We start from the raw sequence: 14,759 nt of genomic DNA, 5'->3' as shown, positions 1-14,759 counted from the left end.
TTAAAAGCGGATGTGCATCATCAACCCGCCGTCCATGTATTGGGTTTTTTTGCTTTTAGTCCTTTCAAAATAAGGCCCAAAAGACAGAGCTTTATTGAAATTAACAATCGGCACGCTCACCCCTTCGGCGATATTGTTTTTAGCGAGTTGTTTGTAAAACTTTTTGTCGCTTTTTTTATGGCTTTTAAGGTTAGGGCTTTTTTCTAAATCTATGCCTTCTAAAGCGCTATTTTTAGTGAAATCATAAAGCTTTTTGTCGTTTTTAGCCTCGGTTTTTAATCCATGGTTTTTATGGAGTTTGTAAAACTTTTTACTGCTTTTTTTTTCGCTTTTAGTCTCGGTTTCTAAATCTGTTGCAAACGCGCTACTATAAGCCATAAGCGATACAAAAAATAAATTTCTAACTATACGCATAAGAATATCTCCTCTTAATATAGTCTTTTTCTATCACACCACCCTAGCATGTTAGAAATAACCATTAGAAAACACAAGCGTGTCTGAGTAAAAACGCCAACACCACCACGCTTTCTAAAGCCACTCAATCAATAAAAAGCGTAGGGGAAGTATCCAGGCGCTCCATACCCATAAGGCCCATAAGGCATAAGACCTGACCCATAAGGCATGAAACCATAGGGCATGTAATAATAAGGCATGTAATAGCCTCCATACATCCCGTTTTGCATGGGCGAATTGAGATTATCCACTGAATTGTAAAAGCCGTTTAAAGAGCCATAAGCGTTATAATTAGTGAAACGATTGATTAAAGGTGTGGTGCGCGCATTAATAGTGGCGTTTTCTTGCTGGATGGCTTTTTCTTCTCTGGCGACTTCTTGGGCTTTGGTCTCTTTGGGATCTTTAACTGTCACTTCTTCTATAGGCACATTCGCCCCGCAAGCGCTTAACAGATAGGCTAAAAAGCCGGTGTTTAAAAAAAGAACGATTTTAGAATGAGCGGACTGGTTGGGTAAAAAAGTTTTATTGTTTTGATGCATGGGTTTTCCTAAATTTTAAAATAACTAAAGATTAACATGTTTTTAATTTAATGTTGGTTAAGCGGTGGTTTTTAGGGTTATTTCATTTTAACTTTGTTTTTCATTAAAACCCCATACTAGAATCTTATTTTATGATAAAATACCTAGCAATAATATCAAATCTTAAACCAAAGAAAAACCATGAAAAAAGCCCTCTTACTAACTCTCTCTCTCTCGTTTTGGCTCCACGCTGAAAGGAACGGATTTTATTTAGGTTTAAATTTTGCAGAAGGAAGCTATATTCAAGGACAAGGTAGCATCGGCAAAAAAGCTTCAGCAGAAAACGCCTTAAATCAAGCGATCAATAACGCAAAAAATTCATTATTCCCTAACACAAAAGCCATAAGAGATGCGCAAAACGCCTTAAATGCAGTGAAAGATTCAAACAAAATCGCTAACCGATTCGCAGGAAATGGCGGGTCTGGCGGTATTTTCAATGAACTCAGCTTGGGGTATAAATATTTTTTGGGCAAAAAAAGGATTATAGGGTTTAGGCACTCTCTTTTTTTCGGTTACCAACTTGGTGGCGTTGGTTCTGTTCCTGGCAGCGGTTTAATAGCTTTTTTACCCTATGGTTTCAATACGGATTTGCTCATTAATTGGACTAACGATAAGCGAGCGTCCCAAGAATACGTTGAACGAAGGGTAAAAGGGCTCTCTATATTTTACAAAGATATGACCGGCAGAACGCTAGACGCTAACACATTAAAAAGAGCATCAAGGCATGTATTTAGAAAATCTTCAGGGCTTGTGATTGGCATGGATATAGGGGCTAGCACTTGGTTTGCAAGCAACAATCTCACCCCTTTCAATCAAGTCAAGAGTCGCACGATTTTTCAGTTACAAGGAAAATTTGGCGTTCGTTTTAGTAGTGATGAATACGATATTGATCGCTATGGTGATGAAATCTATCTTGGGGGTTCTAGTGTTGAATTAGGGGTTAAAGTGCCAGCGTTTAAAGTCAATTACTATAGCGATGATTACGGGGATAAATTGGATTATAAAAGAGTGGTGAGCGTTTATCTTAACTATACATATAACTTTAAAAACAAACATTAAAAATGCGCTTTTTACCGCTCTTTGATTGTTTTGTAAAAACGCTCAAAGGCATTTTTTAAACAAAAATATAAAACAGCTTGATCTTAATCAAGCGACAATCTCTTAAAAAAACGCTCTTTTTGGGTTAGGGGTTTTAGTTGGGGGTTGTAGGGGGAATTATTTCAAAACCCCCTGTTCCCTTAAGAAATTTATTATAAAAACAAAGTTTTAAAAACCCCATTCTTCAAAAAATTATTTTTTATAGCTTAGCTTGAAACTCTTCAAAGCCTTTTTTCCTCAATTGGCATGCCGGGCATTTATCGCAGCCATAACCATAAGCATGCAAAATCTTTCGCTCTCCTTGATAGCAGGTGTGCGTTTCTTTGATGATCAAATCTAAAGCCCCTAAATCTTTAGCCATTTGAAATTCTTGCGCTTTACTTAAAAACATTAGAGGCGTTACAATTTTAATCGCTGTGTTTGAGCCTAAATTTAGGGCATGCTCGATGCTTTTAATAAAATCTTCTTTACAATCCGGATAGCCGCTAAAATCCGCTTGCGAAACCCCTAAAGCGATATTGCTAGCCCCTATTTTTTGCGCGTAAGAATGCAAAAGGGTGATAAAAATGGCGTTACGATTAGGCACAAAAGAGTTGGGTAAATCTTTATTTTGCGCATGCGAATGCCCCATTAAATCGTTAGAGTTTTTAAAAAGCGCGGAGTGGGTGATATTCTCTAAAAAATCTAACGAGATGATTTCATAAGGGAGTTGCAAAAGAGAAGCGATTTTTTGAGCGCATTCTAATTCCACAGAGTGTTTTTGCGCGTAATCAAACCCCACTAAACAGACTTTTTTAAAACGCTTTTTCGCCCATACGGCTAAAGTGGTGCTATCTTGCCCGCCGCTAAAACTGATCACGCAAATTTCTTGTTCCATCAACATTCCTTAAAAATTCTAAAAAGATATAATAACACAAAGAAATTTTAAGAGTAAAAAGCGTGTTTGAGCTAGAAAAAGAATTAAAAGAATTGTTTGACATTTATGAAAAATCCCCTTATGAGCTTTACTTGGTAGGGGGGTGCGTGCGCGATTGTTTGATGGGCATTACCCCAAAAGATTACGATTTAACCTCAAACGCTTTAGTCAATGAAAGCAAGGAGCTTCTTTTAAAGCACGATTTTAGGGTTCTAGAAACCGGTATCAAACATGGCACGATCACGGCTCTTAAAAACCATCAAAGCTATGAAATCACAACCTTTAGAATGGAAAAGGGGCATATCAAGCACCGAAAGCCTAAAGAATTGGTTTTTAGCGCTCATTTAACAGACGATTTAAAGCGGCGCGATTTTAGCATGAACGCAATCGCTTATAGCCCTACAAAAGGGCTGATTGATCCTTTTAAAGGGCAGAATGCGATTGAAAATCAAATAATTGGATGCGTGGGGGGAGCGCGATTAAGGTTTTTTGAAGACGCTTTAAGGATTTTAAGAGCGTTGCGATTTAGCGCAACTTTAGGCTTTAAGATAGCGCCAAGCACTAAAGAAGCGGTTTTTGCGTGTAAGGATTTGTTAAAACACCTCTCCAAAGAACGCTTACAAAGCGAGTTGAATAAGCTTCTTATGGGGAAAAACGCCTATGAAGTGGCTAAAGAATATCAAGAAATTTTGGAGTTGGTTATTCAAGAAAAAATAGAAAATTTAGGGTTTTTGAAAACCGCGCCCTTGAATTTGGAATTAAGATTGTTAGGGTTTTTTAAACATCAAAAAAGTTTGGAAAATCTACGATACCCTAAAAAAACTTGTGTTTTATTTTCAAAAGCTAAAGAATGCCACAAAGCTTTTTTAAATATTCATAACAAAACAGAGTTAAAATTTTTATTGAAAAACTACGATTTAGAGCCTTTTAATTTGGCTTTAGATTTTTATGCGCTCAAAAACCTAAAACACGCTTTAAAAATTAAAAGCTTGTTAAAAGAAATCTTTGATTCTAACGAGCCTTTTAAGAAAGAGCACCTAGCCCTTAAGGGCGGCGCGCTTCAAAGCTTGGGCTATCAGCACCAAAAAATCGGCGAAATTTTAAACGCATGCCTAAATTTAGTCATCGCTCACCCTAAAAACAACGCTTTAGAGTGGCTGATAAAATGGGTTAAGGATCATTATTTACCTAATGATGCTATAAATCTTTCGCCAATAGGCAGAAAAAATTAAAAACAGAGAAAACATGATGACGATGAATGCGATTCAATGGCCTAAGAAATGGATACCAGGAGAGACCGATAATTTCGTGTCCAATGAAGTCATTGTCAAAGGTTTGGATTTTAATAAAGTGGTGCAGCATTTAAGAGACGCTTCTCATTGGGAAAAGTATTACAAAAACTCAGGGAATATCCACATGCACAATCAAGACAATGCCATTCTTAAAGATAAGACTCGTTTCCGCTTTGAAACTTTTGGCTTTTTAGTGGAAGCAGAAGTGGAAGAGTTTGAATTGAAAGACACCATACTGCGTTTGGCTTGGAGAGGTTGGAATGAAGCTAAAGGCGATGAGTATCTTGAAGCCTATCACGCATGGATTGTTGAAAAATTAGATAATGATCGTGTGCGTATTTTAACCCAAGAAAGCCAATCGGGAGTCCCTGCTAAAGCTTTAGCGAAATCTGTGCCTAATGCGATGCTAAATGGCCATCAAGCTTGGTTAGATGGTTTAGTGGCGTATTCACGCTAATAAGTGAGAATTGAATGAAAATCGGGTGGATTGGACTTGGGGCTATGGGGACTCCTATGGCGGCTCGTTTGTGCGATGCAAATTTAGAAGTATCGGTTTATAACCGAACAGAGAGCAAAGCAGCCCCCTTAAAAGAAAAGGGCGTAGCGGTTTATACTAACCCTATAGATTTGGCCGCTAAAGTTGATCTGGTTTTTACCATGCTTTCGGATAAAACGGCGATTGATGCTGTTTTAGTGCCAGAATTTTGGGAACAGATGTCTAAAAAAATCGTGGTGAATATGAGCACTATCGCCCCTTTGGAAAGCTTGGCTTTAGAAAAAATCGCTCAAAAGCATCAAGTAACTTACCTTGAAGCGCCCGTTTCAGGATCGGTTGGCGCGGCCAAAGCCGGGGCTTTATTGATTTTAGCAGCCGGTGAAGAAGAGATGGTTACTCAACTCAAACCTGTTTTGGCGCATTTAGGGAGTCAAACCTTTTATTTAGGAAAAGTTGGTCAAGGGATGAGAGCCAAATTATCCATCAATAGCCTTTTGGCTCAAATGGGGGTTGCTTATTCAGAAGCTTTGCTATTAGCCAAACATTTAGGGGTTGATGCAGAGTCATTTTTGCAAATTATTGGCCAATCTGGCATGAATTCGCCTCTCTTTCAAGCTAAAAAAGGCATGTGGCTACAAGATAGCTATCCGGCCGCTTTCAGTTTGAAGCTCATGCTCAAGGATATTCGTTTAGCCAAAAATGAAGCAGGAGAGACGATTGAATTGCCATTCTTATCTAAAGCAGAAGAGCTTTATTCTCAAGCAGAAAAATCCGGTTTAGGCGCATTGGATATGGCAGCCGTTTATCATTATTTAGAAAAAGGAGATCATTAAAATGGACAGAGAACAAGTGGTTGCTTTACAGCACCAACGATTTGCTGCAAAAAAATACGATCCTAATCGTCGTATTTCCCAAAAGGATTGGGAAGCTTTGGTTGAAGTGGGGAGATTAGCCCCTTCTTCAATCGGGCTTGAACCATGGAAAATGCTTTTATTAAAAAATGAACGCATGAAAGAAGATTTAAAACCGATGGCCTGGGGGGTGCTTTTTGGTTTGGAGGGAGCGAGCCATTTTGTCATTTATCTTGCGCGAAAAGGCGTTACTTATGACAGCGATTATGTTAAGAAAGTGATGCATGAGGTTAAAAAAAGGGATTATGACACCAATTCCAGGTTCGCTCAAATCATCAAAAATTTCCAAGAGAACGATATGAAACTCAATAGCGAACGATCTTTGTTTGATTGGGCCAGCAAGCAGACTTATATCCAAATGGCGAACATGATGATGGCAGCGGCCATGTTAGGGATTGATTGCCCGATTGAAGGGTATGATCAAGAAAAAGTGGAGGCTTATTTAGAGGAAAAAGGCTATCTGAACACGGCGGAATTTGGCGTGTCGGTAATGGCTTGTTTTGGTTATCGCAACCAAGAAATCACCCCTAAAACCCGCTGGAAAACAGAAGTTATTTATGAAGTGATTGAATAAAAACGCTTTTAGCTTTTTGATAACCAACCATAAAGAGCTTGGCGTTAGCCAAGCACTAATCTCTTGAATGATGCCTATTCACATTTGATAAAAACAGAACTACCACAACACAATTAAGTATTCTTTGGGTATAATCAAAAACTATTTTTAAATAAAGGGTTTTTATGCTTCGTTTTGCGCCTTCGCCTACAGGGGATATGCACATAGGGAATTTAAGGGCAGCCATTTTCAACTACATTGTGGCTAAACAGCAACACAAACCCTTTCTCATCCGCATTGAAGACACAGACAAAGAGCGCAACATTGAAGGCAAAGACCAGGAAATTTTAGAGATTTTAAAGCTTATGGGGATAAGCTGGGACAAGCTCGTGTATCAAAGCCATAACATAGATTATCACAGAGAAATGGCAGAAAAATTACTGAAAGAAAATAAAGCGTTTTATTGTTATGCGAGCGCGGAGTTTTTAGAAAGAGAAAAAGAAAAAGCCAAGAATGAAAAACGCCCTTTCAGGTATTTAGACGAGTGGGCCACTTTAGAAAAAGACAAGCACCATGCCCCTGTGGTGCGTTTAAAAACCCCAAATCATGCGGTGTCTTTCAATGATACGATTAAAAAAGAAGTGAAATTTGAGCCTGATGAATTGGATTCTTTTGTGCTTTTGAGACAGGATAAAAGCCCTACTTATAATTTCGCTTGTGCATGCGATGATTTGCTTTATGAAATCAGTTTGATCATTAGAGGTGAAGATCATGTGAGTAACACCCCCAAACAAATCTTAATCCAAGAAGCTTTAGGCTTAAACGATCCGATTGTTTATGCGCATTTGCCCATTATTTTAGATGAAGTAAGCGGTAAAAAGATGAGCAAAAGGGACGAAGCGTCTAGCGTGAAATGGCTTTTGAATCAAGGGTTTTTGCCGGTTGCGATCGTGAATTACCTCATCACTATCGGTAATAAAGTGCCTAAGGAAGTTTTTAGCCTTGATGAAGCGATAGAATGGTTTAGTTTAGAAAACCTTTCCAATTCCCCAGCTCATTTTAATTTGAAGTATTTAAAACACTTAAACCACGAGCATTTAAAGCTTTTAGACGATGAAACACTATTAGAGCTCACTCACATAAAAGATAAAAACCTCTTAGGGCTTTTAAGATTGTTTGTAGAAGAATGCGGCACGCTTTTAGAATTGAGAGAAAAAATTTCGTTGTTTTTAGAGCCAAAAGATATTGTTAAAACTTACGAAAATGAAGATTTTAAAGAGCGTTGTTTAGCGCTTTTTAACGCCCTAAAAGGCATGGATTTTCAAGCGTATAAGGATTTTGAAAGTTTTAAAAAAGAAGCCATGCGATTGAGTCAGCTTAAGGGTAAGGATTTTTTCAAACCTTTGCGCATTCTTTTAACTGGGAACTCGCATGGCGTTGAATTGCCTTTGATTTTCCCTTATATCCAAAGCCATTCTCAAGAAGTTTTAAGGCTGAAAGCATGATCTTTTCCACTCTCCTTAACGCAGTAGCGGTGATTTTAAGCTCGCTCATTACGATTTACATGTGGGTAGTGATCATTTATTCGCTTATCGGCTTCGTGCAGCCTAACCCTAATAACCCCATCGTGCAAATCCTCGCTCGTTTGTGTGAGCCGGTGTTTTATTTTTTACGCTCTAGATTCAAGTTGGTGTTTAACGGGTTGGATTTTTCTCCTTTAGTGGTGGTCATTGTGTTGAAATTTTTAGATTTAACCCTCATCCAGTGGCTTTTTGCGCTCGCCAAAAGCCTCTAAAGAAAATCATGCGTTTTTTTATGTTATTTTTTATCGGTGCACTTGGCGTTGGTTTTTCTCAAACCGAGTTGGATTTAAAGGATTTAGAAAAAAAGCCCGCCGGGATTGTTAGGGATTATTATTTATGGCGTTATATTAGCGATAAAAAAACCACTTTAGAAAACGCTAAAAAAGCCTATGAATTGACCCAAAATAAAAACAGCGCCCTACAAAAAGCCATGCAAGAAAAAGGCGTAGAAAATTCAGATAAAACCCCTGATGTTAAATTGCCTGAAGATATTTATTGCAAGCAAATTACCCTAGAAAGCATGTTAGAAACAACAGACGCTTTCCAAGCGAGTTGTATCGCTATCGCTTTAAAATCAAAAATCAGAGATTTTGATAAAATCCCCCTTCAAACCATCAAGCCCTTACAAGAAAAAATCAAAGAGACTTACCCCGTTCTTTATGAAGAATTAGAAATTTTGCAAAGTAAGCATGTGAGCGCTTCTTTGTTTAAGGCTAACGCGCAAGTGTTTAGCGCGCTTTTCAATCATTTGAGTTATGAAAAAAAGCTCCAAATTTTTGAAAAGCATATCCCTATTAAAGAGTTAAACCGCCTTTTAGATGAAGATTACCCGGCGTTTAACCGCTTGATCTATCAGGTTATCTTAGATCCTAAATTGGATCATTTTAAAGACGCTCTGGCTAAAAGTAACGCCACCCACAGCAACGCGCAAACCTTTTTTATTCTAGGGATTAACGAAATCTTGCGCAAAAAACCCTCTAAAGCGCTCAAGTATTTTGAACGCTCAGAAGCGGTGGTTAAAGACGATGATTTTTCAAAAGACAGAGCGATTTTTTGGCAGTATCTAGTCTCTAAAAAGAAAAAAACTTTGGAACGCCTTTCACAAAGCCCTGCCTTAAACCTCTATAGTCTTTATGCGAGCCGCAAGCTCCAAACCACGCCTGGTTACCGCATCATTTCTCACATCCAAAATTTAAGTCAAGAAGATCCTCCTTTTAACACGCATGACCCTTTTTTATGGCAAATTTTTAAGGAAAAAACCTTGAGTTTGAAAGATGAGGGCGCGTTTAATGCGATGCTAAAAAGCTTGTATTATGAAAAAAGCGCCCCTGAATTGACTTACCTTTTAAGCCAACGCAATAAAGACAAGATTTATTATTATTTATCCCCTTATGAGGGCATTATTGAGTGGCAAAATGTTGATGAAAAGGCTATGGCGTATGCGATCGCTAGGCAAGAAAGCTTTTTGCTCCCGGCTTTAATCTCTCGCTCCTTCGCTCTAGGGCTTATGCAAATCATGCCCTTTAATGTAGGGCCTTTCGCTAAAAGCCTTGGCATGGATAACATTGATCTAAACGACATGTTTAACCCCAATATCGCCCTCAAATTTGGCAATTATTACTTGAACCATTTGAAAAAAGAATTCAACCACCCCCTTTTTGTCGCCTACGCCTATAACGCTGGGCCTGGGTTTTTAAGGAGGTGGTTGGAAAGCTCCAAACGATTTAAAGAAAAAAATCATTTTGAGCCATGGCTTAGCATGGAGCTTATGCCTTATAGCGAGACTCGCATGTATGGCTTTAGGGTCATGCTCAATTACTTGATTTATCAAGAAATTTTTGGGAATTTCATCCCTATTGATACGTTTTTAGAACAAACTCTTAACTCAAAGGACAAACCATGATTAAAAAATGCCTTTTTCCTGCCGCTGGCTATGGCACGCGCTTTTTGCCGATCACTAAAACCATTCCTAAAGAAATGCTGCCCATTGTGGATAAGCCTTTAATCCAATACGCTGTAGAAGAAGCGATGGAAGCGGGCTGTGAAGTGATGGCGATCGTTACAGGAAGGAATAAACGAAGCTTGGAAGATTATTTTGACACGAGCTATGAAATAGAGCATCAAATCCAAGGCACTAACAAAGAAAACGCCCTAAAAAGCATTCGTAACATTATAGAGAAATGCTGTTTTTCCTATGTGCGCCAAAAGCAAATGAAAGGCTTAGGGCATGCGATTTTAACCGGGGAAGCCCTCATAGGCAATGAGCCTTTTGCGGTGATTTTAGCCGATGACTTGTGCATAAGCCATGATCACCCAAGCGTGTTAAAGCAAATGACTTCATTGTATCAAAAATACCAATGCTCCATTGTAGCCATTGAAGAAGTGGCGTTAGAAGAAGTTTCAAAATACGGCGTGATCAGGGGCGAATGGTTAGAAGAGGGGGTGTATGAGATTAAAGACATGGTGGAAAAACCAAGCCAAGAAGACGCCCCAAGCAACCTAGCCGTGATAGGGCGCTACATTCTAACCCCAGATATTTTTGAAATTTTAAGCGAGACGAAACCGGGTAAAAACAATGAGATTCAAATCACAGACGCCTTACTCACTCAAGCCAAAAGAAAGCGCATCATCGCTTACCAGTTCAAAGGCAAACGATACGATTGCGGGAGCGTGGAAGGCTATATTGAAGCGAGCAACGCTTATTATAAAAAACGCTTATAAATCTTATCAACATGGGCAATTTGACTTATTACGCTTACATGTATTTGATCCTCTTTGTATGCTTGTTGCCTGTGTTATTAATGGGGCTTGTTTGGAGGCTTTCTCGCCCCCCCTTAAAGCAAAATATTCCTAATAAAAGTCTCTCTTTAGAAAATTTAAACGAACAAATCAAAAACCTTAAAAGCGCACCAGCTTTAGAAAAACTGAAAAGCAACTTCAATGAGCGTTTTAAAATTTGCCCCAAAGACAAAGAAACTCTGTGGTTAGAAACGATCCAAAAATTAGTCGCTTCAGAATTTTTTGAATTAGAAGACGCTATTAATTTTGGGCAAGAATTAGAAAACACTAACCCTAATTACCAACAAAAAATCGCTAACGCTACCGGCTTAGCCCTTAAGAATAAAAAAGAAAAAGGATAGAATTGGATTTTTTAGAGATTGTAGGACAAGTCCCTTTAAAAGGGGGGGTAGAAATTTCAGGGGCGAAAAATTCCGCGCTCCCCATTTTAGCCGCCACGCTTTTAAGCCGCCAAGAAGTCAAAATCAAATCCTTGCCCCAAGTGGTGGACATAAAAGCGATGGCGTTATTGTTGCAAAATTTAGGTGCAAGCTTAGAATGGCTTGATCCTAACACGCTTCAAATCAGCGCTAAATCCCTGAGCCACACCGAAGCCACTTACGATTTGGTGCGTAAAATGCGCGCTTCTATTTTGGTTTTAGGCCCTTTATTAGCGCGTTTTAAAGAATGCTTAGTGAGTTTGCCCGGTGGGTGCGCTATAGGAGCAAGGCCTGTGGATTTGCACCTAAAAGCGATGCAACAATTAGGGGCTGAAATCAAAATTGAGCAAGGCTATATCCATGCAAAAGCCCCTAAAGGCTTGAAAGGGAATGATATTTTATTTGATAAAATCAGCGTGACAGGCACAGAAAACGCCCTCATGGCAGCAAGTCTTGCCAAAGGGATCACGCGCATCATTAACGCCGCTAAAGAGCCAGAAATCGCTCAATTGTGCGCGTTTTTACAGAGTGGGGGGGTAGAAATTGAGGGTGTTGGCAGCAGCGAGTTAAAGATTAGGGGGGTAGAAAATGACGCTTTAAATTTAAAAGACATTCAAATCATACCCGATAGGATTGAAGCAGGCACTTATTTGTGCGTGGGGGCTATCACTAACAGCCAGCTTAAAATCAATCATATCATCCCTAACCATCTTCAAGCGATCACGGACAAGCTCATAGAAATTGGTTTTTCGCTAAACATTCAAGAAAATTCTATAGAAATTCATCCGGCCAAAAAACGCCAAGCCTTTGAAATCACCACGAAAGAATACCCAGGCTTTCCCACAGACATGCAGGCGCAATTCATGGCGTTAGCCACGCAGTGTTTGGGGACGAGCGTGATTGAAGAAACGCTTTTTGAAAACCGCTTCATGCATGCAAGCGAATTGCAACGCTTGGGGGCTAATATCAGCCTAAAAACGAATGTGGCTACCATTAGCGGATCCACAGAGCTTACCGGAAGCGATGTGATGGCGACCGATTTAAGGGCTTCTTCGGCTCTCATTTTAGCCGCTTTAGTGGCTAAGGGCGTGAGTAGGGTGCATAGGATTTACCACTTGGATAGGGGTTATGAGAGATTAGAGGATAAAATCAACGCTTTAGGGGCAAAAGTGTTGCGTTTAAAAGAAAAATAATCCAAGATTTGGTTACAATAGCTAGAATATTTTTCAATTATTACATAAGGAGCTTTTATGCGTATTGAGCATGATTTCATTGGGCAAATGGAAATTAGCGATGAAGTTTATTACGGGATTCAAACTTTAAGAGCGAGTGAAAATTTTTTCATTACCAACGACAAGCTTTGCAGTTATCCTGTTTTTATCAAATCTTTCGCTCAAGTCAAAAAAGCGGCTGCTCTAGCGAACGCGCAATTAGGTTTGATTGATGAAAAGCTTAAAATTGCGATTTGCCATGCGTGCGATTTGCTCATTGATGGCAAATACCATGATCAATTCATTGTGGATATGATTCAAGGGGGGGCTGGCACAAGCACGAACATGAACATGAACGAAGTGATTGCTAATTTGGCTTTAGAATACATGGGGCATCAAAAGGGCGAGTATCAATTTTGCCACCCAAACGACCATGTCAACCGCTCTCAATCCACCAATGACGCCTATCCTAGTGCGTTAAAAATTGCGATTTATGAGCGCTTGAGCAATTTAGTCGCTCCCATGAAGGCTTTAAGGGACGCTTTCGCTCAAAAGGCTAAGGAATTTTCCCATGTGATTAAAATGGGGCGCACCCAGCTTCAAGACGCTGTGCCTATGACTTTAGGGCAAGAGTTTGAAACTTATGCGTTGATGGTTGATAGGGATATTGAGCAGGTTTTAGACGCTAGGAATTGGGTAAGAGAGCTTAATTTAGGCGGCACGGCTATTGGTACAGGGATCAATTCGCACCCAGATTATCGCAGTTTGATTGAAAAGAAAATCCAAGAAGTAACGGGCCGCCCCTTTGTCATGGCTAATAACTTGATAGAAGCCACTCAAAGCACGGGAGCGTATGTGCAAGTGAGTGGGGTGTTAAAGCGTATTGCGGTCAAACTTTCTAAGGTTTGTAACGATCTAAGGCTACTCAGCTCAGGCCCTAGAGCCGGGTTGAATGAAATCAATTTGCCTAAAATGCAGCCGGGCAGCTCTATCATGCCCGGTAAAGTCAATCCGGTGATCCCTGAAGTGGTCAATCAAGTGTGCTTTGCGGTAATTGGGAACGATTTGAGCGTGGCGTTAGCCGCAGAAGGAGGGCAATTGCAACTCAATGTGTTTGAGCCGGTTATCGCTTACAAGCTTTTCCATTCCTTTGTGATTTTAGGGCGTGCGATTGAAACCTTAACGACTAAATGCGTGGAAGGCATCACGGCTAATGAAAAGATTTGCCACGATTATGTCTTTAACAGCATTGGTATCGTTACCGCGCTAAACCCTCATATCGGCTATGAAAAATCCGCTATGATCGCTAAAGAAGCTTTAAAAAGCGATCGCTCTATCTATGACATCGCTTTAGAAAAGAAAATCTTAACTAAAGAGCAACTGGACGATATTTTCAAGCCAGAAAACATGCTAAGCCCTCACGCTTTCAAAAAACATAAAGACTGAACGCTTTGCAACACTCACGCCTTCAAACTTTACGCTCCCTTTATATGGAGCGTCTTTTGGGCGAAACTTACACCAATATCAGCCTTACCAAACCCCAAAATAAGCCCCTTAACAAACAAGTTCATGAGGGTATAGAAAATTGCAATCTGTGCAAACGCCACCAACATTCAAAACCGGTGATCGGGCTTTTTAACCCCACTTCCAAGCTCGCTTTCATCACGCTCACCCCCATGCTGGATAGCCAATTACATTTCTTAAACAATTTAAAAGCGGTCATGTTGCAAAGCATTATCCAAAAGGTTTTTAACTACCCCTTAAAAGATTGCAGTATTTTATCGCTCCTTAAATGCGACTCTAACAGCCTTAATTTAGAAGAAGAAATCAACGCATGCCTGCCCCATTTAATCTGGCAATTAGACAACAGCGTTTCAAAAGTCATTGTGGTATTTGGCGAGATTTTGCCCAGACGCCTTTTAAACCTTTCTAAAGAAGAATCCTTTGGGCGCATCGTGTCTTTAAAAACCAAACATTTTTTAAGCACCCATGCTTTAGAGGACATGCTCAAAAACCCCACGCTCAAAAAAGAAGCGTTAGTGCATTTTAAAATAGCGCTCCAATTTCTTAATCAGTCTTAAAAGACGCCTTATTTTTTTATCCATCTCCTTATTGCACGCAACAAAGGCAAGGATTTTTGATAAGCTTTGCGATAGATTTTAAAAGTGGTGTTTTGAGAGAGTTCCAATAAAGGCGAAGCGTTTTGTAAAAGGCGATCGTAATCGGCTCTCAAATTATTATAATCAGCTCTCAAATCATCATAATTAACTCTCAAATCATCATAATCGGCTCTCAAATCATCATAATCGGCTCTCAAATCATCATAATCGGCTCTCAAATCATCATAATCGGCTCTCAAATCATCATAATCGGCTCTCAAATCATCATAATCGGCTCTCAAATCATCATAATCGGCTCTCAAATCATCAATAGTCGCTAAAGGCTCATTC

17 protein-coding genes are annotated in these 14,759 nt (G+C 39.5%); 13 read left to right on the top strand and 4 right to left on the bottom strand.

What is annotated here, in order from left to right; genetic code table 11:
• Both G6069_RS01780 and G6069_RS01775 read right to left on the bottom strand, forming a co-directional pair.
• A complete protein-coding gene (locus G6069_RS01780) occupies window positions 1-414 on the bottom strand; it encodes a hypothetical protein (protein WP_151215952.1) in 414 nt (137 codons plus the stop codon).
• A gap of 128 nt (window positions 415-542) precedes the next feature.
• Window positions 543-992, bottom strand: a complete 450-nt coding sequence (locus tag G6069_RS01775; RefSeq protein ID WP_197293190.1) for a hypothetical protein — start codon at window positions 990-992, stop codon at window positions 543-545.
• 180 nt (window positions 993-1,172) lie between these two features.
• Here G6069_RS01775 and oipA point away from each other — a divergent pair, with 180 nt between their 5' ends.
• On the top strand, window positions 1,173-2,090 hold the full coding sequence (gene oipA / locus G6069_RS01770; protein WP_197293189.1) for an outer inflammatory protein OipA: 918 nt from the start codon (window positions 1,173-1,175) through the stop codon (window positions 2,088-2,090).
• Between the two features lie 238 nt (window positions 2,091-2,328).
• On the opposite strand, the gene queC is transcribed toward oipA, so the two are convergent.
• Window positions 2,329-3,006: a 7-cyano-7-deazaguanine synthase QueC gene (queC, locus tag G6069_RS01765; protein ID WP_079354278.1), complete on the bottom strand. Its 678-nt coding sequence runs from the start codon at window positions 3,004-3,006 to the stop codon at window positions 2,329-2,331.
• 62 nt (window positions 3,007-3,068) lie between these two features.
• On the opposite strand from queC, the gene G6069_RS01760 reads away from it, so the two are divergent.
• The 12 genes from G6069_RS01760 to G6069_RS01710 all read left to right on the top strand — a co-directional run bounded on the left by G6069_RS01760 (window position 3,069) and on the right by G6069_RS01710 (window position 14,390).
• Window positions 3,069-4,277 (top strand): CCA tRNA nucleotidyltransferase, encoded by a 1,209-nt coding sequence (locus tag G6069_RS01760; protein WP_331459011.1) that lies wholly within the window; start codon window positions 3,069-3,071, stop codon window positions 4,275-4,277.
• 13 nt (window positions 4,278-4,290) lie between these two features.
• Window positions 4,291-4,794 carry an SRPBCC family protein gene (locus G6069_RS07920; protein ID WP_231627801.1) on the top strand — a complete coding sequence of 168 codons (504 nt, stop codon included), beginning with the start codon at window positions 4,291-4,293 and terminating at the stop codon, window positions 4,792-4,794.
• Between the two features lie 14 nt (window positions 4,795-4,808).
• Complete coding sequence (locus G6069_RS01755; protein ID WP_197293188.1) at window positions 4,809-5,666, top strand: NAD(P)-dependent oxidoreductase; 858 nt, start codon at window positions 4,809-4,811, stop codon at window positions 5,664-5,666.
• Window position 5,667: 1 nt separating this feature from the next.
• Complete coding sequence (gene frxA / locus G6069_RS01750) at window positions 5,668-6,318, top strand: NAD(P)H-dependent flavin oxidoreductase FrxA (protein WP_197293187.1); 651 nt, start codon at window positions 5,668-5,670, stop codon at window positions 6,316-6,318.
• Between the two features lie 164 nt (window positions 6,319-6,482).
• Window positions 6,483-7,802 (top strand): glutamate--tRNA ligase, encoded by a 1,320-nt coding sequence (gene gltX / locus G6069_RS01745; RefSeq protein WP_197293186.1) that lies wholly within the window; start codon window positions 6,483-6,485, stop codon window positions 7,800-7,802.
• Window positions 7,799-8,092: a YggT family protein gene (locus G6069_RS01740; protein WP_079297861.1), complete on the top strand. Its 294-nt coding sequence runs from the start codon at window positions 7,799-7,801 to the stop codon at window positions 8,090-8,092. Before gltX ends, G6069_RS01740 begins: the two co-directional genes overlap by 4 nt.
• An 8-nt stretch (window positions 8,093-8,100) precedes the next feature.
• Window positions 8,101-9,783: a lytic transglycosylase domain-containing protein gene (locus G6069_RS01735; protein WP_197293185.1), complete on the top strand. Its 1,683-nt coding sequence runs from the start codon at window positions 8,101-8,103 to the stop codon at window positions 9,781-9,783.
• Window positions 9,780-10,601: a UTP--glucose-1-phosphate uridylyltransferase GalU gene (galU, locus tag G6069_RS01730; RefSeq protein WP_000591485.1), complete on the top strand. Its 822-nt coding sequence runs from the start codon at window positions 9,780-9,782 to the stop codon at window positions 10,599-10,601. The genes G6069_RS01735 and galU overlap by 4 nt, the downstream gene beginning before the upstream one ends.
• 11 nt (window positions 10,602-10,612) lie before the next feature.
• Complete coding sequence (locus tag G6069_RS01725) at window positions 10,613-11,020, top strand: sensor histidine kinase (RefSeq protein ID WP_197292447.1); 408 nt, start codon at window positions 10,613-10,615, stop codon at window positions 11,018-11,020.
• Window positions 11,021-11,022: 2 nt separating this feature from the next.
• Window positions 11,023-12,291: a UDP-N-acetylglucosamine 1-carboxyvinyltransferase gene (murA, locus tag G6069_RS01720; RefSeq protein WP_197293184.1), complete on the top strand. Its 1,269-nt coding sequence runs from the start codon at window positions 11,023-11,025 to the stop codon at window positions 12,289-12,291.
• A gap of 57 nt (window positions 12,292-12,348) precedes the next feature.
• Window positions 12,349-13,755 carry an aspartate ammonia-lyase gene (aspA, locus tag G6069_RS01715; protein WP_001217488.1) on the top strand — a complete coding sequence of 469 codons (1,407 nt, stop codon included), beginning with the start codon at window positions 12,349-12,351 and terminating at the stop codon, window positions 13,753-13,755.
• A gap of 44 nt (window positions 13,756-13,799) precedes the next feature.
• The gene (locus G6069_RS01710; RefSeq protein ID WP_197293246.1) at window positions 13,800-14,390 is read left to right on the top strand and encodes a uracil-DNA glycosylase family protein; all 591 of its coding nucleotides are present in this window, start codon (window positions 13,800-13,802) and stop codon (window positions 14,388-14,390) included.
• An 8-nt stretch (window positions 14,391-14,398) separates the two neighbouring features.
• Here G6069_RS01710 and G6069_RS01705 read toward each other — a convergent pair.
• On the bottom strand, window positions 14,399-14,759 hold a 361-nt coding region (locus tag G6069_RS01705; RefSeq protein ID WP_414735852.1), incomplete at its 5' end, for a coiled-coil domain-containing protein.

Source organism: Helicobacter pylori, assembly GCF_017594925.1.
GTDB classification, from domain to species: Bacteria; Campylobacterota; Campylobacteria; order Campylobacterales; family Helicobacteraceae; genus Helicobacter; species Helicobacter pylori_DP.
This window is presented reverse-complemented; position numbering and strand designations above follow the sequence as displayed.